A 23,237-nucleotide genomic window follows, 5' to 3' on the forward strand; every position below is an offset into this window, starting at 1 on the left:
GCAACCGTGCCCGGCATGAGAAATTGTCGTGGTTCCGATGAATTGTCGTCGCGTGATCGCAGGGCGTCCGCTTACCGCTTCCTGTTCGCAAACGCCTGCATCAGTCGCGTCGGCTCGTCCGTCAGGAACGATTGGCCGAACACCTTGACGCTGAGGTTGACCGACTCGGTCAGCGGCAGTTCCTCCCACTGCCGCAGCAGCGCCTTCTGCGAGCGCAGCGCTTCGGGGCCGCATTCGAGCAGGACGTTCACCAGGTGCTCGATCTCCCCGTCGAGGCCGCCCGGCGCGGCGACCTTGTCGACCAGGCCCCAGGCCAGCGCCGTCGGCGCGTCGATGTTCTCCGCGGTCATCACCAGCCAGCGGGCGCGGGCCCAGCCGATCAGGCGCGGCAAGAGCGCAGCATGGATCACCGAGGGAATGCCGACGCGAACCTCGGGCATGCCGAAATGCGCATCATGCGCGGCGATCCGGAAGTCGCAGGCCGCCGCCACCTCGAGCCCGCCGCCGAGGCACCAGCCGGGCATGCGTGCGATCACGGGGGCAGGGAATTGGCGTACGGCTTCGCAGAGGTCGCGCAGCCGGCTGATGAAGCCTTCGGCCGACGTCTGGTCGAGCTTCGCCATCTCCTTGATGTCGGCGCCGCCGATCATGCTCTTCTCGCTTTGGCCGCGCAGCACGGCGACGCGGATGCTGCGGTCGTCAGCGAGCCGCTGCAGGCCTTCGCGCACCGCATCGGTCACGGGCGAGCCCAGAATGTTCAGAGTGCCGGCATTGCAGATCGCGACATGGACGACGCCGCGCGCATCGCGCGTCACGCCGCAGTGGTCGTTGAGCATGTCCATCGTGAGATCTCGAAGGTTTCGCGGACCAGGGCGAGGGGCGCCGGCCGGGATCACTTCCGGGCCGAAACGGCTCCCTTGTCAAGCGGCAGGGCGGAGTTGCAAGTGCGAAGTCCGCCGCATAGTATGATATGAATCATATAAAGAGGCGACCCATGACTGAGCCCACTGAACTCGACCTGTTTTCGGCGGCGCAGCGGCGCGAGCGCGTGGTGGAGTGGCAGGCGCCTGCACCGGTCGCGAAAGTGGCGATGGGGCTCTCGGGCATGGACGCCATGCTGGGCATCCGCGACGGCCGGCTGCCGCCGCCGCCCTTCGCCAGGCTGATCGGGTTCATCATGGCCCTGGTCGAGCCGGGCCGTATCGTGATGGAACTGGAGCCCCGCGAGGATCTCGAAAATACCATCGGGCTGCTGCATGGCGCCACGGCCGCCGCGCTCCTCGACACCGCGATGGGATGTGCGGTTTCGACCAGCTTGGAGGCGGGGCAGGGGTCCGTCACGCTCGACCTCAAAATGACCTTCCTGCGTCCGCTCTCCGTGCGGTCCGGGCTGATCTCGGCCGAGGGCAAGGTGATCAAGCTCGGGCGTCAGACCAGCTACACCGAAGGTTTTGTGCGCGACGGCAAGGGGAGCCTCGCAGTCCATGCGAGTGCAACCTTTTCAATGATCGGCGGCAATTTTACCGGGAATTAATGCGCCGCCCGGTCGATATTCGTGTTATGAGATGACCTCCGACATTCAATGAGAGCCGCATGCGCTACTCCCGGGAACACAAGCAGGAAACCCACGATCGCATCGTGAAGAAGGCGTCCATCCGGCTGCGCGAAAAGGGCGCCCACGGTATCGGTGTCGCCGACCTCATGAAGGAGGCGGGCCTGACCCATGGCGGCTTCTACGCCCATTTCGATTCGCGCGAGGCCCTGGTGATCGAGGCGTTTGCCTACGCCATGGACCGCTCGATGGAACACTGGCGCAAGCAGTCCGATCAAGTCGCGCCCGAGAAGCAGTTCGCGCAGATCGTCGAGACCTACCTCTCGGCTTTGCACCGGGACAATCCCGGCCATGGCTGCTCGATCCCCGCGCTCGGCGCCGAGATCGCGCGCGAGAGCCCGAAGACGCGAAAAGCCTTTGCCGGCAAGCTCGACGAGATGCTCGAGATGATGACCGATTTCATCCCGAACATGCCGCGCAAGGCCGCGCGCAAGCAGGCGATCGCGACGCTGGCGACCATGGCCGGCACCATGCTGCTGGCGCGCATCGCCGGCTCTAGCGAGCTGTCGGATGAGGTGCTGAAGGCGGGCAAGGACAGCGCGCTGGAGGGGGCGAAGCGGGAGCCGGTGAAGGCTGCACCAGCGAAGAAGAAGCAGAGCTAGCCGGGATGCCGCTCTTGCGGGAGCGGCGTCTGCGGTCCCGCGAACAAAGCCCGCTCACGCTCCACGATCTCGCCGATGTAATCCGCCACGGCCCTGATCCGCGCCAGGTCCTTGCTGTCGGCATGCATCAGCATCCAGAACGTCCTGACGATCGAGACCTCCTCGGGCAGCACCGCCACGAGCTGCGGATAATCGCTGGCCATGAAATGCGGCAGCACCGCGATGCCGAAGCCTGCGAGCGTGGCATTGAGCTGCGCGATCAGATTGGCGCTGCGCAGCCGCGCTGAAATCCGTGGCGACACCAGCGGCAGGTAATCGAGCTCCGGCGTGAACAGCAGCTCCTCGATGTAGCCGACGAAGCGGTGTTGCGGCAGTACGTCGCGTGAGGTGATTTTCGGGAAGCGGTCGAGATAGGCTGGCGCCGCATAGAGCCCGAGGCGGTAGTCGAGCAGCTTGCGGCCGACGATGCGGCCCTCCTTCGGCATGGTCAGGCTGATCGCAATGTCGGCCTCGCGCTTGGAGAGACTGAACAGCCGCGCCGTCGCCACAAGTTGCAGATCGAGGTCGGGATAGCGATCGGCGAACGGCGCCAGCCGCGGCGCCAGGAAGGCGGTGCCGAATCCGTCAGGCGCGCCAATCCGCACCGTCCCGGTCAGCCGCGCCACCGAGCCGCCGACCTGCTCCTGGTTGGCGACGATGGTGGATTCCATGGCTTCCGCGCTGTCGGCGACGCGCTGGCCGGCCTCGGTGAGGAGATAGCCGGTCTTACGCCGGTCAAACAGCTTGGCCGAGAGGTGCTTTTCCAGCCGGTCCACCCGACGGATCACCGTGGCATGGTCGACGCCGAGCTGCTTCGCCGCAGCCGACACCGAGCCGCCCCGCACGATGGCCAGCACGAACCGAAAGTCGTCCCAATCGATGGTGCCTTGATCCAGCATTTTCGCACATCTATGGTGCAATATATCAGACTTGAATCCCAATAAATGCAGGTCGATAGGATTTGTCAAAGCGTTCCAGCTCGCCCTCAAGGAGATCATTCCATGCGTTCAGTCGGACATTTCATCGGTGGCAAGGAAGTGAAGGGCACGTCGGGCCGGACGGCAGACGTCTTCGAGCCGATGACCGGTGACGTTCAGGCCAAGGTCGCGCTCGCCTCGAAGGCCGAGGTTCGCGCTGCCGTCGAGAACGCGCGTGCGGCTCAGCCTGAATGGGCTGCGACCAATCCGCAACGCCGGGCCCGTGTGATGACGAAATTCGTCGAGCTGGTGCAGCGCGACTACGACAAGCTCGCCGAATTGCTCGCGCGCGAGCACGGCAAGACCGTGCCCGACGCCAAGGGCGACATCCAGCGTGGTCTCGAGGTCGCCGAATTCGCCTGCGGCATCCCGCATCTGATGAAGGGCGAGTACACCGAGGGCGCCGGTCCCGGGATCGACATCTATTCGCTGCGCCAGCCGCTCGGCGTCGTCGCCGGCATCACGCCGTTCAATTTCCCGGCGATGATCCCGATGTGGAAGTTCGCCCCGGCGATCGCCTGCGGCAACGCGTTTATCCTCAAGCCGTCCGAGCGCGATCCCGGCGTGCCGATGAAGCTTGCCGAGCTGATGATCGAGGCGGGCCTGCCGGCCGGTATTCTCAACGTCGTCAACGGCGACAAGGAAGCGGTCGACGCGCTCCTCGACGATCCCGATGTCAAGGCCATCGGCTTCGTCGGCTCCACGCCGATTGCGCAGTACATCTATGAGCGCGCCGCCCAGACCGGCAAGCGCTGCCAGTGTTTTGGCGGCGCCAAGAACCACGCCATCATCATGCCTGATGCCGACATGGACCAGGCCGTCGACGCGCTGATCGGCGCCGGCTACGGCTCGGCGGGCGAGCGCTGCATGGCCGTCTCCGTCGCCGTTCCCGTCGGCAAGACCACCGCGGATCGCCTGATGGACAAGCTGATCCCGCGCGTCGAGAGCCTCAAGATCGGCACCTCGATCGATCCGTCAGCCGACTACGGTCCGCTGGTCACGCGCGAGGCGGTCGAGAAGGTCAAGAGCTACATCGACATCGGCATCAAGGAAGGTGCGACGCTCGCGGTCGACGGCCGCGGCTTCAAGATGCAGGGCTACGAGAAGGGCTTCTATCTCGGCGGTTCGCTGTTCGACAACGTCACCAAGGACATGCGAATCTACAAGGAGGAAATCTTCGGTCCCGTTCTGTCGGTCGTGCGTGCGCATGACTACAAGGAAGCGCTCGCGCTGCCGTCCGACCATGATTACGGCAACGGTGTTGCGATCTTCACCCGGGACGGCGACGCGGCCCGCGACTTCGCGGCCAAGGTGAATGTCGGCATGGTCGGCATCAACGTGCCGATCCCGGTGCCGATCGCCTACTACACCTTCGGCGGCTGGAAGAAGTCGGGCTTCGGCGATCTCAACCAGCACGGCCCGGACTCGATCCGCTTCTACACCAAGACCAAGACGGTGACCTCGCGCTGGCCGTCCGGCGTCAAGGAAGGTGCGGAGTTCTCGATCCCGACGATGAAGTAGGGCTGTTGCGCAGCCCGTCATTGCGAGCGTAGCGAAGCAATCCGGAACCTTCCCGCAGAGACAGTCTGGATTGCTTCGTCGCTTCAGTGCAAAATTGCTCCGCAATTTTGTCACGAGCTCCTCGCAATGACGAGGAAGGTGAGGAGCCCAGCATGCAGTTCGCCCTGAATGAGGATCAAGTCGCGGTTCGCGACATGGCGCTGGCGTTTGCGGCCGAAAAGATCGCGCCGCACGCGCTGCGCTGGGACGAGGAGAAGCATTTCCCCGTCGAGGTCATGCGCGAGGCCGCCACGCTCGGCATCGGCGGCATCTACATCCGCGAGGATGTCGGCGGCTCCGCCATGACGCGGTTCGACGCGGCGCTGATCTTCGAGGCGCTGGCGACGGGCTGCCCGACCATTTCGGCCTTCATCTCCATCCATAACATGGCGAGCTGGATGATCGATGCCTTCGGCAGCGATGCCCAGCGCGCTCATTGGCTGCCAAGGCTCTGCACCATGGAGCTGATCGCGAGCTATTGCCTGACCGAGCCGGGCGCTGGGTCGGATGCGGCGGCGCTTCGCACCCGGGCGATGCGCGACGGCGATCACTATGTGCTCAACGGCCAGAAGCAATTCATCTCCGGCGCCGGTGGTACCGATCTGCTGGTCGCGATGGTTCGCACCGGCGGTGACGGTCCCGGCGGCATCTCGACCCTCGTCATTGACGGGAAGACGCCGGGTGTCTCGTTCGGTGCCAACGAGCGCAAAATGGGCTGGAACGCGCAGCCCACCCGCGCCGTGATCTTCGAGAACGCCCGCGTGCCTGTTGCCAACAGGCTGAGCGAGGAGGGCGTGGGTTTCAAGATCGCGATGGCGGGGCTTGACGGGGGCCGTCTCAACATCACGGCTTGTTCGGTTGGTGGTGCCCAAACGGCGCTCGACAAGGCGCGCGCCTATATGACAGAGCGCAAGGCCTTTGGAAAACGCCTCGACGAATTCCAGGCGCTGCAATTCCGCCTCGCCGACATGGCGATCGAGCTGGAGGCCGCGCGTACCTTCCTGTGGCGCGCCGCGGCGGCGCTCGACCGAAAAGATCCCGACGCCACCATGCTCTGCGCCATGGCAAAACGCTTCGGTACCGATGTGGGTTTCGAGGTCGCCAACCACGCGCTCCAGCTTCACGGCGGCTACGGTTATCTCAGCGAATACGGCATCGAGAAGATCGTGCGCGATCTGCGCGTGCACCAGATCCTCGAAGGCACCAATGAAATCATGCGGCTCATCGTGGCGCGCAGATTGATCGAGGGCGCGCGATGAGTGGAGCGGAAGAGGGCGATCTGATCGTTCGCCGCGAGGGCGCGGCAGGCGTGATCCGCCTCAATCGTCCCAAGGCGATCAACGCCATGACGCTGGAGATGTCGGAAGGCATCGACGCGGCGCTTGATAGATTCGAGACCGATCCTGACGTCGCTGTGATCATCCTGGAAGGCGCAGGCGAGCGCGGCCTCTGCGCCGGCGGCGACATCCGCGGCCTCTGGGAGAGCTCGCGCGAGGGCGGCGATCTCGGCGCCAGGTTCTGGCGCCAGGAATACGTCATGAACGCGCGGATCGCGAAATATCCGAAGCCCTACGTCGCCTTCATGGATGGCCTGGTGATGGGCGGCGGCGTCGGCCTCTCGGGCCATGCCAGCCATCGGATCGTCACTGATCGCACCAAGCTCGCGATGCCCGAGGTCGGGCTCGGTTTCTTCCCCGATGTCGGCGGCACCTTTCTGCTGTCGCGTTCGCCCGGCGAGATTGGCACTTATTTCGGCCTGACTGGCCAGACCATGAACGGCCCTGATGCGGTCCACGCGAAATTCGCTGACGCGGTGGTATCTGCGGCCAAATGGCCGGAGCTGCGCGCCGCTCTGACCAAGGTTCGCCAAGACGCCACTGCGGCCGATGTCAGCAGGCTCATCAACGGTTTTGCGACCGGTGAGATCGCGGGACCGGTCGCCGCCAAGGAGCCTGTGATCGACGCGCTGTTCGGCTTCGACCGCATGGAAGACATTTTTGCCGCGCTGAAGCGCGACGGGTCCGAATTCGCGCTGGCGACGCTGAAGACGCTCTCCGAAAAATCGCCGCGCGGCATGGTGGTGACGCTGAAATTGCTGCGGCTCGCGCGGACCGCCACCAGTCTGGAAGAATGCCTGGTGCGCGAATATCGCGCCGCCTGCGAAGTGTTCCGCAGCGATGACTTCCGCGAGGGCGTGCGCGCCGCTGTCATCGACAAGGACCGCAATCCGACCTGGTCGCCGCCGCGGGTCGAGGATGTAACGCCGCAAATGCTTGCGCCTTACTTCGCCGAGATCGGCGCCGACGAGCTGAAGTTCAATTGATCAACGCTACATCTGGAGGAAACGAAGATGGCCACGGTCGCATTCATCGGTCTCGGCAACATGGGCGGTCCGATGGCCGCCAACCTGGTCAAGGCCGGCCACAAGGTGGTGGCGTTCGATCTCGTCGAGGCCTCCCGCAATCAAGCCAAGGCCGACGGCGCCGGCATCGCTGATAGCGCATCGGGCGCGGTGAAGGGCGCCGATGTCGTCGTCACCATGCTCCCGGCAGGCAAGCATGTGCTCAGCGTCTGGAACGAGGTCGTGCCCGCCATGACCGAGGGTGCGCTGATCATCGACAGCTCCACCATTGACGTCGAAAGCGCGAGGGCCGCGCATGCGCTCGCGGCCAGGAATGGCGTGCTCTCGGTCGACGCGCCGGTTTCCGGCGGGACCGGCGGTGCCAAGGGGGCGACGCTCACCTTCATGTGCGGCGGCGAGGAGGGCGCGTTCGCGGCAGCCAGGCCCGTGCTGGAAAAGATGGGCAAGAAGATCGTGCATTGCGGCGGCGCCGGCGCCGGGCAGGCGGCCAAGATCTGCAACAACATGATCCTCGGCATTTCCATGATCGCGGTGAGCGAAGCCTTTGCACTCGGCGAAAAGCTCGGCCTCTCGCATCAGGCGCTGTTCGACGTCGCCTCGACCTCGTCGGGTCAGTGCTGGTCGCTGACCACCTATTGTCCGGTTCCCGGCCCGGTGCCGACCTCGCCCGCGAACAACGACTACAAGCCGGGCTTCGCCTCGGCGCTGATGGTGAAGGACCTGACGCTGGCGCAGGACGCCGCCAAGGCCGCCGGCGCCGCGACGCCGCTCGGCAAGCATGCACAGGAGATCTATCAGTCTTTCGACGCAGCCGGCCAGGGCGGGGTGGATTTTTCCGGAATTATCAAGCACGTTAGGGGGCTAGCCGGGAAAGCCTAATGACGACGTTTCAGGACGCGCGCGCGTTTCTTCTTCAGCACCGCACGGATTACGAAACAGCGGTCAGGGATTTCCGCTGGCCCGATCCGGTCCCCTTCAACTGGGCGCTCGACTGGTTCGACGAGCTCGCGAAGGATGCGGATGCCAAGGACCGGCCCGCGCTCTGGATTGTCGATGCCGCACAGGACAAGCAGACAAAACTATCCTTCGCGGCGCTCTCGAAGCGTTCCAACCAGGTCGCCAACTTTCTCCGTGCGCAAGGCCTCAAGCGCGGCGACCATCTCCTGCTGCTGCTCGGCAATGTGGTTCCGCTGTGGGAGACGATGCTGGCGGCGATCAAGCTCGGCGTCGTCGTCATTCCCGCGACCACGCTGCTCACCGCCGACGAGCTGCGCGACCGGCTCGATCGTGGCAGGGCGAAGGCAGTGGTGGCTGCGGAAGACCAGGTCGCGAAATTCGCAAGCCTTGGTGCCGGGAACATCGTCCGCATCGTCGTAGGTGCGGCCTCCGACGGCTGGCTCGCTTTTGAGCAGGCGGCGAAGACTTCAGAGAGTTTCACGCCCGACGGTGCGACCAACGCCGACGACCCGATGCTGCTCTATTTTACCTCGGGCACCACGGCAAAGCCAAAGCTGGTCCGGCACAGCCAGCGCAGCTACCCTGTCGGGCATCTCTCGACCATGTACTGGATCGGACTGCAGCCAGGCGACATCCACCTCAACATTTCCTCGCCCGGCTGGGCCAAGCATGCCTGGAGCTGCTTCTTCGCGCCGTGGAATGCCGGCGCCACCGTGTTCGTGGTCAACCAGCCGCGGTTCGACGCCAAGGGGCTGCTCGCCACCATCGGCCGCTGCGGCGTCACCACGCTGTGCGCGCCGCCGACGGTGTGGCGGCTGTTCATCCAGGAAAATCTTGCGTCGTTCAACGTGAGCCTGCGCGAAGTCTGCGGCGCCGGCGAGCCGCTCAATCCTGAAGTGATCGATCAGGTGCAAGCCGCCTGGGGCCTCACGATCCGTGATGGCTACGGCCAGACCGAGACCACGGCGCTTGCCGGCAATTCGCCGGGCCAGAAGATCAAGGTCGGCTCCATGGGCCGGCCGCTGCCGGGCTATCGCGTGCAGGTCAGCGATGCCGATGGCCATCCCGCCAAGGAGGGCGAGGTGGCCTTGCTGCTGGCCGCGGATCGTCCTGCCGGCCTGATGCAGGGCTATCAGGGCGACGACGGCAGGCTCTCCGGCGCCGAAGGGGAGCTCTATCGCAGCGGCGACGTGGTGTTCGCTGACGAGGACGGCTATCTCACCTTCGTCGGCCGCTCCGACGACGTGTTCAAATCCTCCGACTATCGCATCAGCCCCTTCGAATTGGAGAGCGTGCTGCTGGAGCACGAGCTCGTGGCCGAAGCCGCCGTGGTGCCGAGCCCGGATCCGATCCGGCTCGCGATCCCCAAGGCCTTCGTGCTGCTGACCTCGGGCGCGGAGCGGACACCGGAGACGGCACTCTCCATCTTCAAGCACCTGCACACGCGGCTTGCGCCGTTCAAGCGCATTCGCCGGCTCGAGATCGTCACGGAGCTGCCGAAGACGATCTCTGGCAAAATCCGCCGCGTGCAGCTACGACGGCTCGAACGCGACAATGATCGCGACGACCCGCTGCGCGGCCGGGAATTCCGTGAGGAGGACTTTCCGGAGCTGCCGAAAACGAGAAGTGAGACCTGAGTGAACGAAATCTGGAAGAAGCCGCCGATCACGCTGGAGGCCTATCAGGCCATGGTCGGCAAGGAGATCGGGGTGTCGTCCTGGCACCTGATCGACCAGCCCCGCATCGACACCTACGCCGCTGTGATCGAGGATCACCAGTTTATCCACGTCGATCCGGAACGCGCGAAGAAGGAAACCTGCTTCGGCACCACGATCGCGCACGGTTTTCTCACGATGTCGCTGCTGTCGATCATGTCCTATGAGGTGATGCCTGTGATCGCCGGCACCACGATGGGCGTCAATTACGGCTTCGACAAGCTGCGGTTCATCTCGCCGGTGCGCTCGGGCAAGCGCGTTCGTGGCCGTTTCGTGCTGGCGGAGGCCAAGCTGCGCAAGCCGAACGAGTTGCAGTCGCGCACCAACGTGACGGTGGAGATCGAAGGCGAGGACAAGCCCGCGCTGGTCGCGGACTGGCTTGGCCTGATCTATTTCGCGTAGGCCGAGGCCGTTATGGCCGGGCTTGACCCAGCCATGCATCGCTGCTCAAAAAGCGACTGAAAGCGAGGTCCTTATCCTCTCCCCTTGTGGGAGAGGGTGCCTCGCGGAACGCGAGGCGGGTGAGGGGTCTCTCTCCGCGAGCGCATCCGCCGAGAGAGACCCCTCATCCGGCGCTCCGCGCCACCTTCTCCCACAAGGGGGAGAAGGCAAGAACAGAGACTGTTTCAAATGCCAATCAGGTTCGACGGACGCGTCGCCATCGTCACCGGCGCGGGCAATGGTCTCGGACGCGCGCACGCGCTGGGTCTTGCGAGCCGCGGCGCCAAAGTCGTGGTCAACGATTTCGGCGGCGCGCGTGACGGCACCGGCGCCTCGCTCTCGCCGGCTGAAGCCGTGGTCGAGGAGATCCGCAAAGCCGGCGGCAACGCGATGGCCGACGGCGCCGACGTCTCGAATTTCGAGCAGGTCACCGCCATGGTCGAGCGCGCCACCAAGGAATGGGGCAGCGTCGACATCATGTGTGCCAATGCCGGCATCCTACGCGACAAGTCGTTCGGCAAGATGGAAGCGGCCGATTTTCAGAAGGTGCTCGACGTGCATCTGGTCGGCACGTTCTATTGCTGCAAGGCGGTCTGGGCCGGCATGCGCGACCGCAACTATGGTCGTATCGTGTTGACGACCTCGTCCTCCGGCCTGTACGGCAATTTCGGCCAGGCCAATTACGGCGCGGCCAAGTCGGGCATGGTCGGCCTGATGAACGTGCTCGCCGAGGAAGGCCGCAAGAACAACATCCGCGTCAACATCATCTCGCCCACGGCCGCCACCCGCATGACCGAAGAGCTGCTGCCGCCGCAGGCGCTGCAGCTGATGAAGCCCAACGCGATCACGCCCGCGGTCGAGTACATGCTGAGCGAGGACGCCCCGACCCGCACCATCATGGGCGCCGGTGCAGGCTCCTTCGCCGTGATCAAGATCATCGAGAGCGAGGGCATCAACCTGCCGGAGGCCGACTGGACGCCTGACGCAATCGCCGCGCGTTTCGCAGAGATCAGCGACATGTCGAAGGCCAGGGCGCTGGCCGGCGCATTCGAGCAGACGCAGAAATACGTCGCGCAGGCCGCGGCGCGCGCGGGGATCAAGCTCTGACTGACGTCGCCGTCATCGGTGCTGGTCCAGCCGGGCTGATGGCGGCGGAGGTGCTCGCATCGGGCGGTGCCCGCGTCACCGTCTTCGACGCAATGCCGTCTGCGGGCCGCAAATTCCTGATGGCCGGCCGTGGTGGGCTCAACCTGACTCACAGCGAGGCGCTGCCGGATTTCCTCCCCCGTTACCGCGAAGCGATGCCGCACTTGCGCTCCGCGGTCGAGGCGTTTCCGCCCGAGGCGCTGCGCGACTGGAGCGCAGCGCTTGGACAGCCGACCTTCGTCGGCAGCAGCGGGCGGGTGTTTCCAAAAACCTTCAAGGCTTCGCCCTTGCTGCGCGCCTGGCTGCGGCGGCTCGATGCCGCTGGCGTGCAGTTCGCATTTCGCCATCGTTGGGCCGGTTGGGACGGTAATGGGCGGCTGCAATTTCAAACGCCCGACGGCACGCGAGCCGTCGCGTCCAAGGTATCCGTGCTCGCGCTGGGCGGCGCCAGCTGGCCGCGGCTCGGCTCGGATGGCGCGTGGGTCGATTGTCTCGCCGCAAAAGGCATTGCTGTCTCGGAGCTGCGGCCGGCCAATTCCGGCTTCACGGTCTCATGGTCCGACGTCTTCCGCGATCGCTTTGAAGGCCAGCCGCTCAAGGGCGTGGCGCTGACGGTCGGCGCGCACACGGTGCGCGGCGAAGCAATGATCACCCGGGCCGGCATCGAGGGCGGCGCGGTCTATGCGCTATCGGCGGAGCTGCGCGAGGCGGTGCTGGGGATCGGGCGGGCGACATTGACGATCGCATTGAGGCCGGATCTCACCACGGAGGCGCTGGCCACGCGGCTGTCAGGCACGCGCGGCAAGCAGTCTCTGGCAAATTTCCTGCGCAAGGCGGCGCAATTGTCGCCGGTCGGCATTGGCCTGATGCAGGAAGCGGCCATTGCGTCCGGCCGGCCACTGGCCGTGTTCTCGCCGGTGGAGCTTGCGGATCTGGTGAACGCCATTCCGGTTCGGCTCACCGGCGTCGCCCCGATCGGGCGCGCCATCTCGACCGCGGGCGGCATTGCCTTCGACGAGCTCGATGAAAAATTCATGCTGCGCAAACTGCCCGGCGTGTTCGCCGCCGGCGAGATGCTGGACTGGGAGGCGCCGACTGGCGGCTACCTGCTGCAGGCCTCGTTCGCGACGGGGGCGGCTGCGGGCAGGGGTGCGCTGGACTGGCTGAAACGCTAACCACCGTCATTGCGAGCGCAGCGAAGCAAATCCAGAATCTCTGCGCGGAGGTAGTCTGGATTGCTTCGTCGCAAGGGCTCCTCGCAATGACGGTTGTGCGAGCAGCGCGCCTAGCGCAGCTTCCCCCGCGCGGCCACCGGCAGCGTGCCGATGATCTCCTCGCCGCGGACCATCACCACCTCGTCCATCATGTTGACGACGACGCAGACGTGGTTCGGCACGATGCGGACGACGTCGCCGACGCTTGGTCGCGTGTTGCTGCGGGAGAGGTCGAGAAAGCCGTGCTCCTCGGCGAAGCGGGCGATCTTGGCCTCGGGGTGCTCCAGGATCAGGCCGTGGCCGTCGAGCCCGCCGGTATCCGTCGTGAGCGTCTTCGAGCCGGCATCGAGAATGCCGCGCTCGGGGGCGGCACGGCTCACCACCGTCGAATAGACGTGCAGCGCGCAGTCGTCCCAGGTGGCGGAGCCGGCTGCGACCTGCATGCGGTCGTTATAGATATAGGTGCCGAAGCGGTGCTCGGTGCCGCCCCTGAGCTTGCCGATATTGACGAGGTTCGGCGTGCCGCCGGTCGAGACGATCTTCGCGTCGAGCCCGTGCGCGCGCACACCGGCCAGCGCCTCGTCGAAGAATTTCTGCGCATCGCCCCAGCCTGTTTCGGTCGGGTAGAGCATGAAGCCGGCAAACTCCAAGCCCTTGGACGCGGCAATTTCGCGTGCGAGCGCGATCGCCTCCGCCGGCGTCTCGACGCCCGCGCGCTTGCGGCCCGTATCGCATTCCACAACGACCGAGAGCGGACGGCCCGAGGCCGCGGCGGCCTTGGGCAGGCCGGCAACCACGGTCGGATTGTCGGCGGCGACCGTCATGCTGGTCTTGGCATTCAGCGCGCCCAGCCGCGCCATCTTCTCTTCGCCGAGCAGATTGTAGCTGATCAGGATGTCGTCGATGCCGGCATTGGCCATGATCTCGGCCTCGCCGATCTTCTGGCAGGTGATGCCCTTGGCGCCGGCCGCGACCTGCATCTTGGCAAGGGTCGGGTTCTTGTGCGTCTTGATATGCGGCCGGTTGGCGACGCCAGCCTCGTCGCAAGCCTTCTGGATCCGCGCGATGTTGCGCTCGACCTTGTCCATGTCGATGACGGCGCACGGCGTGCCGTATTCGCGGGCGATCTTTGCAGCAAGGGTCGTTGTCATGGGTCAAGCCTGTTCTATCTCTTCGCGAAGCATTTCGAGTTCAAGCCAGCGCTCTTCAGCTGCTGACAATTCATCATGTGCCTTGGCGATCGCAGCCGAGGTATCGTCGAATGTCTTGCGATCCCTGGCGTAGAGATTGGGATCGTCAAGCACACGCTGCAGTTTCGCGATGTCGGCGTGCAGGGTCTCCATCCTCTTCGGCAGCGTTTCCAGCGCGTGCTTTTCGTTGAAGCTGAGCTTGCGCTTGGCAGCGGACGAGGGAGCAGCGGGACGCTCCTCTTTCTTCTCCGCAGGAGCTCGTGCCTTCGACGTTTCGCGCTTCAAATCCGCGCCACGCTGCGCCAGCATGTCGCTATAGCCGCCGGCATATTCGATCCACTTGCCATTGCCCTCCGGCGCGATCACCGAGGTGACGACGCGGTCGAGGAAGTCGCGATCATGGCTGATCAGTATCACGGTGCCCTCGTAGTCGCCGAGCATGTCTTCGAGCACGTCGAGGGTCTCCAGGTCGAGATCGTTGGTCGGCTCGTCCAGCACCAGCAAATTCGAGGGCTTTGCCAGCGCGCGCGCCAGCATCAGCCGTCCGCGCTCGCCGCCCGACAGAACCTCCAAGGGCGTGTTGCGTTGCTCCTGCGCGAACAGAAAGTCCTTCATGTAGCCGACGACGTGCTTCGGCTTGCCGCCCACCATGATCTGGTCGCCGCGGCCGCCGGTCAGCGCCTCGGCCAGCGTCGATTTCGGGTCGAGGCTTTCACGGTGCTGGTCGAGCGTCGCCATCTCGAGATTGGCGCCAAGCCGCACCGTTCCGGTGTCCGGCTGCGCCCCGCCGGTGAGCAGGTTGACGAGCGTGGTCTTGCCGGCGCCGTTCGGGCCAACGATACCGAGCCGGTCGCCGCGCTGGATCCGGGTGGAGAAACTATCGACGATCACGCGCTCGCCAAAGGCCTTGGTGACGCCCTTCGCCTCGATCACGAGCTTGCCCGATTGCTCCGCTTCCGCCGCGGCAAGATTGGCGCTGCCGGCGGTGCCGCGGTAATTTCGGCGCTGCTCGCGCAACGCGTGCAGATTGCCGAGCCGCTTGACGTTGCGCTTGCGCCGGCCGGAGACGCCGTGGCGCAGCCAGTGCTCCTCGTCGACGATCTTGCGGTCGAGCTTGTGCTGGTCGCGCTCTTCCTCCGCCAGCACCTCGTCGCGCCAGCTCTCGAACGAGGCAAAGCCTCGGTCGATTTGCTTGATCTTGCCGCGGTCGAGCCAAGCGGTGGAGCGCGACAGATTGGTGAGGAAGCGGCGGTCGTGGCTGATGATGACGAGCGCGCTGCGCCGGGAGTCGAGCTCGCTTTCCAGCCATTCAATGGTGGAGAGATCGAGATGGTTGGTCGGCTCGTCCAGCAGCAAAATGTCGGGCGAGGGCGCCAGCACCCGTGCCAGCGCCGCACGGCGGGCCTCGCCGCCGGAGACGTCGGCCGGGTTCTCGTTGCCGGTGAGCCCGAGCCGCTCGACCAGGTAGCGCGCCTGATACGGATCGTCGCCGGGCGCGAGACCGGCCTCGACATAGGCGAGCAGGGTCTTGTGCTCGCCGAAATCAGGCTCCTGCGGCAGATAGCGAACGGTCGCGCCGGGCTGCACGAAGCGGGTGCCGCCGTCAGGCTCGACCAGGCCGGCCGCGATCCTGAGCAGCGTCGACTTGCCCGAGCCGTTGCGGCCGATCAGGCAGACGCGCTCGGATGGCGCGACATTGAGTTCGACGCCCGACAGCAGCGGCGTGCCGCCGAAGGTGAGCTTGATGTCTTTCAGTTGAATCAGCGGCGGCGCCATCCTCAGCCCTGACTTGTTGCGGCCTGATCGGCGCGGCGACGCTGGATCCGGCGCAGCGTCTGATCCAGCGCCGAGAGAAATGTCGAGCGGTCGCGCGGCGAGAACGAGCGCGGGCCGCCGGTGACCTCGCCGGCCGAGCGCAGATCCGTCATGAGATTGCGCACCGCCAGCGTCATGCCGATCGACTCTTCGGTGAACGGCTTGCCGTTCGGTGCGATCACGTCGGCGCCGGCCTTCACGCAGCGGCTCGCCAGAGGGATGTCGGAGGTGATGACGACGTCGCCGGCCTTGGCCCTCTCCGCGATCCAGTCGTCGGCCGCGTCCATGCCGGCACCTGCCGCGATGCGTTCGATCAACGGGTCCTGCGGCACGCGAATCAAGCTGCCGGCGACGACGCTCACGGGCACGCCGTGGCGGAGCGCGACGCGATAAATCTCGTCCTTCACCGGACAGGCGTCGGCGTCGACATAGATGCGGGTGGGGGTGTCGGTCATTCGCCGCGTGGTACCCCATTCGGGCCGCAAAGGCGAGGGGATTGACCGGTGTTCCCGGGGCCCTACGATCAGCCCAGAAACAACAAAAACATTGGGGTGGCCAAGCCATGCTGCACCGGCTCGAAACCTACCGCGTCGAGGCCTACAACACCGCAAAACAGTCCGAAAACAAGATGCACGACGACGCCGTGGCGCGCCGCTTCGGCTTCTCCGGCGGGCTGGTCCCGGGCGTCGATGTCTTTGCCTACATGATGCACGTGCCGCTGGCGCGCTGGGGCCGCGATTTCCTGTCGCGCGGGCTGGTCGAGGCGCGTTTCATCAAGCCTGTTTATGACGGCGAGACCGCCGATGTCGAGGCCACCGAGCATAACGGCCTGCTGACGATCGAGGTGTTCAGCCGCACCGAGCTCTGCGCCACGGGCACGGCGTCCTTGCCGGCGGCCGCGCCCGCGGTGTCGTTGAGTGACTATGTCGAAGTCCGCGCGGTGGCCGATCGCAAGCCGGTCAGCTCTGACATCTTCGCAACGGGCGAATGGCTGGGGACGAGGCCGCGCCGCTGGTCCGGGCCGGATGCGACAGGCTATCTCGCCGATGTCAGGGAGACCGATCCGATCTTTGCGCGCGAAGGGCTCGGCCATCCCGGCCTGATCCAGCGCGTCATGAACCGCGTGCTGACTGACAACACGATTCTCGGCCCGTGGATTCACGTCGGCAGCCGCATGCAGCTGCTGTGCGCCGCGCGCGCCGGCGACGAGATCGCCGCGCGGGCGAGGGTCACCGCGAACTACGAGAAGAAGGGCCACCGCTTCGTCGAGCTTGACGCGCTCGTCGTCGCCAACGGCACGACGCCGATCGCGCATTGCCAGCACACCGCAATCTACCAACCGCGCGAAGAGGCCGCGGCATAGCGCGGGAAAGCCGCGCCGTATCCGCATCGTTGTGCCCGGCTTGTCCCGGGCATCCAGGTTCTTCGTGCCTCGTGGCTAAGGCGTGGATGGCCGGGACAGCCCCTGCCATGACCACCGGAAGAACGTGCGCCGCCTACGCCGCCTTCCTCTTGGCGTCCTGAATGGCCCGCCACACCCGCTCCGGGGTCAACGGCATGTCGATATGCTTGATGCCGTAATCGGAAAGCGCATCGAGCACCGCGTTCACGACCGTCGCCAGGCTACCGGCGCAGCCGGCTTCGCCGCAGCCCTTGCTGCCGAGCGGATTGGTCGTGGCCGGCACCGGGTGGTCACCGACCGTCATGTTCGGCACGTCCTCCGCCCGCGGCAGGGCGTAGTCCATCAGCGAGCCCGTGATGGGCTGCCCGCTCTCGTCGTAGCGGACATGCTCCATCAAGGCTTGTCCGATGCCCTGGACGACCCCGCCGTGGAGCTGGCCGGCGACCAGCATCGGGTTGATCACCGTGCCAAAGTCGTTCACCGCGCTGTAGCGCACGATCTGCACCACGCCGGTCTCAGGATCGACCTCGACCTCGGCCACGTGACAGCCGTTCGGGAAGGCCGACGGCACGGGATCGCTGGTGTGGTCGACGTCGAGGCTGTCGGGCACGCCATCGGGCACCTTGCCGTCATGCAGGCGCTTGGCGAGCTCCATGATGTCGATGCTCCGGTCGGTGCCGGCGATGGTGAAGCGGCCGTCGGCGAACTCGATGTCGGCTTCGGAAGCCTCCAGCACGTGTGCGGCGGCGCGCTTGCCCTTCTCGATCACGAGCTTGGCCGCGCCCACGATCGCCATGCCGCTCGCGGTGATCGAACGCGAGCCGCCGGTGCCGTTGCCGGTATGGACGATGTCGCTGTCACCCTGCACCAGCTTCACGCTCTCGAAGGGAACGCCCAGCTGGTCGCACAGCACCTGTGCGAATGGCGTGGCGTGACCCTGGCCGTAGTCGAGCGTGCCGGTGATCAGCTGCACACTGCCATCAGGCTCGAACACGATCTTGCCGAGCTCGGGGCCCGGCGGTGCCGTGACCTCGAGATACGAGCCGACGGCGATGCCGCGCAGCTTGCCGGCCTTCCTGCTCTCCTTCTTGCGCTTGGCAAAATTCTCGTGATCGGAGAGTTCGAGTGCCTTGCTGAAGACGGCCTGGAAGTCGCCGCTGTCATAGGTGACGCCGGAGGAAGCGGCGAACGGCATCTGGTCCGGCTTGATGAAGTTGCGCTTGCGCATCGTCAGGCGGTTGATGCCCATCTCATCGGCGGCGCGGTCGATCAGCCGCTCCATGTAGTAATTCGCCTCGGGCCGGCCGGCGCCGCGATAGGCGCCCATCAGCGTGGTGTTGGTCAGAACCGTCTTGATGTCGATCGCCATCAGCGGCGTGCGATAGACGCTGGAGAAGTTCTTGCCGGTGTTGAGCGAGAGCGGGCTCGGCGCCACGCCCGTGATGTAGGCGCCGAGATTGCCGTAGCCGGAGAGTTTTGCCGCGAGGAAGTGCCCCTCGGCATCGAGCGCCAGCTCGGCATGGATCCGCTGGGCGCGGCCGTGGCTGTCGGAGAGAAAGCTGGTCGACCGCTCGTCGAGCCACTTCACCGGACGTCCCAGTGCCTTCGCCGCGTACAGGATGCACATGTATTCGGGATAGTTGACGTTCTTCATGCCGAAGGAACCGCCGACATTGGCGGTGAGGATGCGCACCTTCTCGTTCGGCACCTTCAGGTTCTTGGCGAGATTGGTCCGGTTGCCCGCAACACCCTGGGTCGGCATCTGGATGGTATAGCGCTCGCTCGCCTTGTCGTAGGAGGCAAGGCCGACGCGCGGCTCCATCGACACCACGGCAACGCGGGTGTTCTCGATATCGATCCTGGTGACGTGGGCTGCGCTTGCGAAGACCGCGTTCACCTTCTCCGTGTCGCCATAGTGATAGTCGAGCGCGACATTGTTGGGGATGTGGTCGTAGAGCTGCGGCGCGCCGGGTTTTGCCGCCTCCTCGGGATCGGTCACCGCGGCCAGCGGCTCGATATCGAGCTCGACCGCCTCGGCCGCATCGCGTGCCTGGACCAGCGTCTCGGCCACCACGAAAGCGACGGGATCGCCGACGAAGCGGACCTTGTCGGTCGCCAGCGGCTGGCGGTTGGTCTGGCGCAGGGGCGAGCCGTCACGGCTCTTCAGGGGCAGCCCACAGGTGAAGGGGCCATAGCCGGCGGCATCGATGTCCTTGCCGGTCCACACCCCCAGCACGCCCGGCATCGCCCTGGCGGCGTCGGTTCCAATGCCGCGGATGATTCCGTGGGCATGGGGCGAGCGGACGATCACGGCATAGGCCTGGCCAGGCAGGTTGAAATCGTCGGTGTAACGGCCCTTGCCGCGCACCAGCGTGTCGTCCTCCTTGCGGCGGACCGGCTGCCCGACGCCGTATTTTTGCAGTGCAATAGCGTTTTCGAGCGTGGAGGATTTGGTGTGTTCTTGCATGGAAAATGACCTGAAAAGCCGGCAATTGCGCGAGATGTGGGCGCCTGAGGACCGGGTCCTCTGAGATAACCCGCCACTGCGTTCACGACAACGCACGAATGGGCATGGTCCCATGTGATGCGATGTTGCGCATGTCAGCCGCGCTGGTAATGTTTCAAGCGAAAAATCAATTCCAGACCGGCCCGACCGGCCGCGGAAAGACAGTTTGTATGAATGACCACACGCGGCTCCGCGACGGCCATGTGCCGCACGGTGAGCTGGAGGGGTCGATGGCGGCGGTGGCATTGGCCACTGGGCCGGCCGTCCCCGCGCGAGCGGGAACCGGCGTCTATGCGGCGCTGGACCTCGGCACCAACAATTGCAGGCTCCTGATCGCCTGTCCGACCCACGATGGCTTTCGTGTGGTCGATTCCTTCTCGCGCATCATCCGGCTCGGCGAGGGCGTCTCGGCGACGGGGTGCATCAGCGAGGCCGCGATCGATCGCGCCATCGCGGCGCTCAGCATCTGCCGCGACAAGATCAATTTGCGGAAAGCGCGCCGGTTGCGGCTGATCGCGACCGAGGCCTGCCGCGCGGCCTCGAACGCGGAGAACTTCCGCAGCCGCGTCGCGGCCGAGACCGGCATCGAGCTCGAGGTGATCGACCGCGAGACCGAAGCCTCGCTCGCCATGCTCGGCTGCGCGCCGCTGGTCGATCCGAGGGGACGCGGCGCCATCCTGTTCGATATCGGCGGCGGCTCGACCGAGCTGGTGCGGATCGAGCGCGACCCGCAAAGTCCGGAACCGCGCATCAAGGCGTGGATGTCGATCCCGCTCGGCGTCGTGACGCTGGCCGAGCAGTTCGGCGGCCGCGACGTGACGCCGGAGATTTATGCCGCGATGGAGCGGGAGGTTGCCAGCCACGTCGCGCCGTTCGCCGCGGAGCACGGCCGCGATCTCACCGGCATGCATCTGCTCGGCACCTCGGGCACGGTGACGACGCTCGCCGGCATCCATCTCAATCTCGTGCGCTATGACCGCCGCCGCATCGACAGCATCTGGATGAACGACACCGACATCACCGCGACCATCACCAAGCTGCTCGGCATGAGCTATGAGGACCGCGCCAACAACAGCTGCATCAGCGTCGAGCGCGCCGATCTCGTGCTCGCCGGCTGCGCCATCCTCGACGCCATCAGGCACGCCTTCCCGCTGCCGCGCCTGCGCGTTGCCGACCGGGGGCTGCGCGAGGGCATGCTGGTCGAGATGATGCGCGAGGATGGTGCGCTCAGGAGCTGGTGAGATGGCCAAAGACACCACCGGTCGCTTGCACGTCCAGGTCAAGACCGGCGGCAAGCGCAAATTGTCGTCCAAGCTGTGGCTGGAGCGGCAGCTCAACGATCCCTACGTCGCCAAGGCCAAGGCGGCGGGCTATCGCTCGCGCGCCGCATTCAAGCTGCTGGAGATCGACGACAAGTTCCGCCTGTTGAAGCCGGGCATGGCCGTGGTCGATCTCGGCGCTGCGCCCGGCGGCTGGAGCCAGATCGCCGCCAAGCGCGTCGGCTCGGTCGACGGCAAGGGCAAGGTCGTCGCGATCGATCTGCTGGAAATGCCTGACATTCCCGGTGTCGACTTCGCGCAGCTCGATTTCATGGACAATGACGCGCCCGACAAGCTCACAGCAATGCTGGGCGGCGGCGCGGATATCGTGATGTCCGACATGGCCGCCAACACCACCGGCCATCGCAAGACCGACCAGCTCCGCATTGTCGGCCTGGTCGAGACGGCGGCCGCGTTCGCTTGCGACGTGCTCAAGCCCGGCGGCACGTTCCTCGCCAAGACATTCCAGAGCGGCGCCGACGCCGATCTGCTCGCCCAGCTCAAGCGTGACTTTGCGACCGTGCGTCACGTGAAGCCGGCGGCGAGCCGGCAGGATTCGTCGGAGCGCTATGTGCTGGCGACCGGATTTCGCGGCGAGGCGAAAGCGTAGCCTCGCTACCCCAGCCGCTGATCCCGCATGTCTTGCGTGTCTTCCGTCGCGACCTTGACGGCGGCGGTAGCCGCGCTCTTGGCGGCGCCCTTGCGACTAGCGACCTCGACCGCCTTGCGGCCGGAGATCTCGTGGCCGGCATCGCTGGGCATCTGCCAGAAGAACCAGCTCGAGACCGCCGAGGTCAGCCCGACCACGACGAAAGCCGGAGCGAACACGCTGGCATTGATCTCGCTGACGTGGTTGAGCCACATCGTCGTCTCCACCGAGGCCGCCCCCACCGCGACGCCGGCGGAGACCGCGAGCTGCTGGTTGACGCTGACCAGCGTGGTGGCGCGGCTCATCTGCGGGCTCTCAACGTCGGCATAGGCCACCGTGTTGATGGCGGTGAACTCCAGCGAGCGGAAGAAGCCGCCGACCACGAGGATCACCATGATGATCAGCAGCGGGGTCGTCACCGTGAACAGCGCGCAGACGGCGAGGAAGAATGCGCTGACGATCGCGTTCACCGTCATCAGGTTGCGGAAGCCGAAGGCGCGGATCAGACGCGCCGCCAGCGTCTTCATGCCCATGGCGCCCAGCGAGGAGGAGAACGTGACAAGGCCGGAATGAAACGGCGACAGCCCGAAGCCGATCTGCATCAGCAGCGGCAACAGGAAGGGCAGCGCGCCGATGCCGAGCCGGAACATGAAGCCGCCGACGATCGCCGCCCGCAGCGTCGGCAGCCTCAGCAGCGAGAAGTCCAGCACCGGCGATCCCGTTCGCCGGGCGTGAATCACGTAGAGCGTCATCGAGATCGCGCCACCCGCGACCAGCGCTGCAACCGTGCTCCAGGGCAACAAATTGAGGCCGGCGACCGACAGGCCGAAGGCGATGCCGGCGAGACCGATGCCCGCAAGCACCATGCCATAGAGATCGAACTTCTCCTGCGTCTCGCTCTTGATCGGATCGATGAAGCGCAGCGCCATGAAGATGCCGAGCAGCCCGATCGGGATGTTGATCAGGAAGATCCAGTGCCATGAGGCGTAGGTCGTGATGAAACCGCCGAGCGGCGGGCCGATCACGGGACCGATCAGGGCAGGGACCGTCACCCACGCCATGGCATTGACCAGCGCGCTCTTGTCGACCGAGCGCAGCAGCACGAGACGCCCGACCGGCGTCATCATCGCCCCGCCCATGCCTTGCAGGATGCGTGCGAACACGAAGTCGGTGACCGATCCCGAGAGTGCGCAGCCGACCGACCCGATCATGAACACGCCGACCGCGATCGCGAACACCATGCGCGCGCCGAACCGGTCGGCGGTCCAGCCGCTCGCCGGGATGAACACCGCGAGCGACAGGAGGTAGGAGGTGATCGCAAGCTTCAGCGTCAGCGGGCTGGTGCCGATGTCGGCCGCGATCGCCGGCAGCGAGGTGGCAATGACCGTGGAATCCATGTTCTCCATGAAGAGAGCAGTGGCCACGATCAGCGGAATGACGCGTTGCTTGTTGACCATGACGGATCGGTAATGGAAATCAGAAGGCAAGGACGAGAAATCCGGCTTATCACCGCCCACGGGCGGGGACCATTGCGGATCGACGCATAGCACCTAAATCCTGCGGAACACCGCTCTGACCCTCGCCCTCGTCACTGCGCGGCGCGACGGAGTCGCGAGCCCGGAACGACGGCCCGGGTGGGCTATCTCAGCTGAATTGACGAAAAAAGCCTGTGCATGGCTGGCCGGCGGTCCGATTTGCTTTGATTCGTCGCGCGGCCGTGCTATCGACCCG

Annotated in this window: 20 protein-coding genes; 13 read left to right on the top strand and 7 right to left on the bottom strand. The window is 65.6% G+C overall.

Features of this window, described 5'->3' with window-relative positions:
- Window positions 1-71: 71 nt before the first annotated feature.
- The gene (locus tag ACVIIW_RS24875) at window positions 72-842 is read right to left on the bottom strand and encodes an enoyl-CoA hydratase (RefSeq protein ID WP_456703150.1); all 771 of its coding nucleotides are present in this window, start codon (window positions 840-842) and stop codon (window positions 72-74) included.
- A gap of 152 nt (window positions 843-994) precedes the next feature.
- On the opposite strand from ACVIIW_RS24875, the gene ACVIIW_RS24880 reads away from it, so the two are divergent.
- Window positions 995-1,534, top strand: coding sequence for a PaaI family thioesterase (locus ACVIIW_RS24880; RefSeq protein WP_456703151.1), 540 nt, complete (start codon window positions 995-997; stop codon window positions 1,532-1,534).
- A 59-nt stretch (window positions 1,535-1,593) separates the two neighbouring features.
- Window positions 1,594-2,214 carry a TetR/AcrR family transcriptional regulator gene (locus ACVIIW_RS24885; protein ID WP_456703152.1) on the top strand — a complete coding sequence of 207 codons (621 nt, stop codon included), beginning with the start codon at window positions 1,594-1,596 and terminating at the stop codon, window positions 2,212-2,214.
- Here ACVIIW_RS24885 and ACVIIW_RS24890 read toward each other — a convergent pair.
- Entirely contained in the window at window positions 2,211-3,152 is a 942-nt protein-coding gene (locus ACVIIW_RS24890; protein WP_456703153.1) for a LysR family transcriptional regulator, read from the bottom strand. The genes ACVIIW_RS24885 and ACVIIW_RS24890 overlap by 4 nt on opposite strands.
- A gap of 102 nt (window positions 3,153-3,254) precedes the next feature.
- Between ACVIIW_RS24890 and ACVIIW_RS24895 the strand changes: the two genes are divergently transcribed.
- From ACVIIW_RS24895 to ACVIIW_RS24930, 8 genes are all read left to right on the top strand, one after another.
- Window positions 3,255-4,751: a CoA-acylating methylmalonate-semialdehyde dehydrogenase gene (locus ACVIIW_RS24895; RefSeq protein ID WP_456703154.1), complete on the top strand. Its 1,497-nt coding sequence runs from the start codon at window positions 3,255-3,257 to the stop codon at window positions 4,749-4,751.
- A 152-nt stretch (window positions 4,752-4,903) separates the two neighbouring features.
- Window positions 4,904-6,049: an isobutyryl-CoA dehydrogenase gene (locus ACVIIW_RS24900; protein ID WP_456703155.1), complete on the top strand. Its 1,146-nt coding sequence runs from the start codon at window positions 4,904-4,906 to the stop codon at window positions 6,047-6,049.
- Window positions 6,046-7,113, top strand: a complete 1,068-nt coding sequence (locus ACVIIW_RS24905) for an enoyl-CoA hydratase/isomerase family protein (protein WP_456703156.1) — start codon at window positions 6,046-6,048, stop codon at window positions 7,111-7,113. The genes ACVIIW_RS24900 and ACVIIW_RS24905 overlap by 4 nt, the downstream gene beginning before the upstream one ends.
- A 12-nt stretch (window positions 7,114-7,125) precedes the next feature.
- Complete coding sequence (mmsB, locus tag ACVIIW_RS24910) at window positions 7,126-8,031, top strand: 3-hydroxyisobutyrate dehydrogenase (RefSeq protein ID WP_456705259.1); 906 nt, start codon at window positions 7,126-7,128, stop codon at window positions 8,029-8,031.
- Window positions 8,031-9,746, top strand: a complete 1,716-nt coding sequence (locus ACVIIW_RS24915; protein ID WP_456703157.1) for an AMP-binding protein — start codon at window positions 8,031-8,033, stop codon at window positions 9,744-9,746. Before mmsB ends, ACVIIW_RS24915 begins: the two co-directional genes overlap by 1 nt.
- Window positions 9,747-10,226, top strand: a complete 480-nt coding sequence (locus tag ACVIIW_RS24920; protein WP_456703158.1) for a MaoC family dehydratase — start codon at window positions 9,747-9,749, stop codon at window positions 10,224-10,226.
- Between the two features lie 228 nt (window positions 10,227-10,454).
- Window positions 10,455-11,372: an SDR family NAD(P)-dependent oxidoreductase gene (locus ACVIIW_RS24925; protein ID WP_456703159.1), complete on the top strand. Its 918-nt coding sequence runs from the start codon at window positions 10,455-10,457 to the stop codon at window positions 11,370-11,372.
- Window positions 11,369-12,586, top strand: coding sequence for an NAD(P)/FAD-dependent oxidoreductase (locus ACVIIW_RS24930; protein WP_456705260.1), 1,218 nt, complete (start codon window positions 11,369-11,371; stop codon window positions 12,584-12,586). Before ACVIIW_RS24925 ends, ACVIIW_RS24930 begins: the two co-directional genes overlap by 4 nt.
- A gap of 110 nt (window positions 12,587-12,696) precedes the next feature.
- Here ACVIIW_RS24930 and ACVIIW_RS24935 read toward each other — a convergent pair whose 3' ends face one another.
- From ACVIIW_RS24935 to ACVIIW_RS24945, 3 genes are read right to left on the bottom strand one after another with little or no spacing between them, the layout of a single operon-like run.
- Window positions 12,697-13,776, bottom strand: coding sequence for a D-TA family PLP-dependent enzyme (locus tag ACVIIW_RS24935; RefSeq protein ID WP_456703160.1), 1,080 nt, complete (start codon window positions 13,774-13,776; stop codon window positions 12,697-12,699).
- A gap of 3 nt (window positions 13,777-13,779) precedes the next feature.
- Window positions 13,780-15,591, bottom strand: coding sequence for an ABC-F family ATP-binding cassette domain-containing protein (locus ACVIIW_RS24940; RefSeq protein ID WP_456703161.1), 1,812 nt, complete (start codon window positions 15,589-15,591; stop codon window positions 13,780-13,782).
- 2 nt (window positions 15,592-15,593) lie between these two features.
- A complete protein-coding gene (locus ACVIIW_RS24945; RefSeq protein WP_456703162.1) occupies window positions 15,594-16,085 on the bottom strand; it encodes a YaiI/YqxD family protein in 492 nt (163 codons plus the stop codon).
- 107 nt (window positions 16,086-16,192) lie between these two features.
- Here ACVIIW_RS24945 and ACVIIW_RS24950 point away from each other — a divergent pair, with 107 nt between their 5' ends.
- Entirely contained in the window at window positions 16,193-16,993 is an 801-nt protein-coding gene (locus ACVIIW_RS24950; RefSeq protein WP_456703163.1) for a hypothetical protein, read from the top strand.
- Window positions 16,994-17,126: 133 nt separating this feature from the next.
- Here the strand turns inward: ACVIIW_RS24950 and ACVIIW_RS24955 are convergent, their stop codons facing one another.
- Window positions 17,127-19,499, bottom strand: coding sequence for a xanthine dehydrogenase family protein molybdopterin-binding subunit (locus tag ACVIIW_RS24955; protein ID WP_456703164.1), 2,373 nt, complete (start codon window positions 19,497-19,499; stop codon window positions 17,127-17,129).
- 209 nt (window positions 19,500-19,708) lie between these two features.
- On the opposite strand from ACVIIW_RS24955, the gene ACVIIW_RS24960 reads away from it, so the two are divergent.
- Entirely contained in the window at window positions 19,709-20,779 is a 1,071-nt protein-coding gene (locus tag ACVIIW_RS24960; protein WP_456703165.1) for a Ppx/GppA phosphatase family protein, read from the top strand.
- A gap of 1 nt (window position 20,780) precedes the next feature.
- Window positions 20,781-21,467 (top strand): RlmE family RNA methyltransferase, encoded by a 687-nt coding sequence (locus ACVIIW_RS24965; RefSeq protein WP_456703166.1) that lies wholly within the window; start codon window positions 20,781-20,783, stop codon window positions 21,465-21,467.
- 5 nt (window positions 21,468-21,472) lie between these two features.
- Here the strand turns inward: ACVIIW_RS24965 and ACVIIW_RS24970 are convergent, their stop codons facing one another.
- The gene (locus tag ACVIIW_RS24970) at window positions 21,473-22,963 is read right to left on the bottom strand and encodes an MFS transporter (RefSeq protein ID WP_456703167.1); all 1,491 of its coding nucleotides are present in this window, start codon (window positions 22,961-22,963) and stop codon (window positions 21,473-21,475) included.
- Window positions 22,964-23,237: the final 274 nt, after the last annotated feature.

This window comes from Bradyrhizobium sp. USDA 4449 (assembly GCF_054056275.1).

What these genes read in the sequence shown, in the direction of transcription:
- ACVIIW_RS24960 (WP_456703165.1), top strand. Translation starts at nt 19,709, where the DNA reads ATGAATGACCACACGCGGCTCCGCGACGGCCATGTGCCGCACGGTGAG.
- ACVIIW_RS24880 (WP_456703151.1), top strand. Translation starts at nt 995, where the DNA reads ATGACTGAGCCCACTGAACTCGACCTGTTTTCGGCGGCGCAGCGGCGC.
- ACVIIW_RS24890 (WP_456703153.1), bottom strand. Translation starts at nt 3,152, where the DNA reads ATGCTGGATCAAGGCACCATCGATTGGGACGACTTTCGGTTCGTGCTG.
- ACVIIW_RS24945 (WP_456703162.1), bottom strand. Translation starts at nt 16,085, where the DNA reads ATGACCGACACCCCCACCCGCATCTATGTCGACGCCGACGCCTGTCCG.
- ACVIIW_RS24935 (WP_456703160.1), bottom strand. Translation starts at nt 13,776, where the DNA reads ATGACAACGACCCTTGCTGCAAAGATCGCCCGCGAATACGGCACGCCG.
- ACVIIW_RS24900 (WP_456703155.1), top strand. Translation starts at nt 4,904, where the DNA reads ATGCAGTTCGCCCTGAATGAGGATCAAGTCGCGGTTCGCGACATGGCG.
- ACVIIW_RS24875 (WP_456703150.1), bottom strand. Translation starts at nt 842, where the DNA reads ATGGACATGCTCAACGACCACTGCGGCGTGACGCGCGATGCGCGCGGC.
- ACVIIW_RS24940 (WP_456703161.1), bottom strand. Translation starts at nt 15,591, where the DNA reads ATGGCGCCGCCGCTGATTCAACTGAAAGACATCAAGCTCACCTTCGGC.
- ACVIIW_RS24905 (WP_456703156.1), top strand. Translation starts at nt 6,046, where the DNA reads ATGAGTGGAGCGGAAGAGGGCGATCTGATCGTTCGCCGCGAGGGCGCG.
- ACVIIW_RS24925 (WP_456703159.1), top strand. Translation starts at nt 10,455, where the DNA reads ATGCCAATCAGGTTCGACGGACGCGTCGCCATCGTCACCGGCGCGGGC.
- ACVIIW_RS24895 (WP_456703154.1), top strand. Translation starts at nt 3,255, where the DNA reads ATGCGTTCAGTCGGACATTTCATCGGTGGCAAGGAAGTGAAGGGCACG.
- ACVIIW_RS24965 (WP_456703166.1), top strand. Translation starts at nt 20,781, where the DNA reads ATGGCCAAAGACACCACCGGTCGCTTGCACGTCCAGGTCAAGACCGGC.
- ACVIIW_RS24885 (WP_456703152.1), top strand. Translation starts at nt 1,594, where the DNA reads ATGCGCTACTCCCGGGAACACAAGCAGGAAACCCACGATCGCATCGTG.
- ACVIIW_RS24970 (WP_456703167.1), bottom strand. Translation starts at nt 22,963, where the DNA reads ATGGTCAACAAGCAACGCGTCATTCCGCTGATCGTGGCCACTGCTCTC.
- ACVIIW_RS24950 (WP_456703163.1), top strand. Translation starts at nt 16,193, where the DNA reads ATGCTGCACCGGCTCGAAACCTACCGCGTCGAGGCCTACAACACCGCA.
- ACVIIW_RS24955 (WP_456703164.1), bottom strand. Translation starts at nt 19,499, where the DNA reads ATGCAAGAACACACCAAATCCTCCACGCTCGAAAACGCTATTGCACTG.
- ACVIIW_RS24915 (WP_456703157.1), top strand. Translation starts at nt 8,031, where the DNA reads ATGACGACGTTTCAGGACGCGCGCGCGTTTCTTCTTCAGCACCGCACG.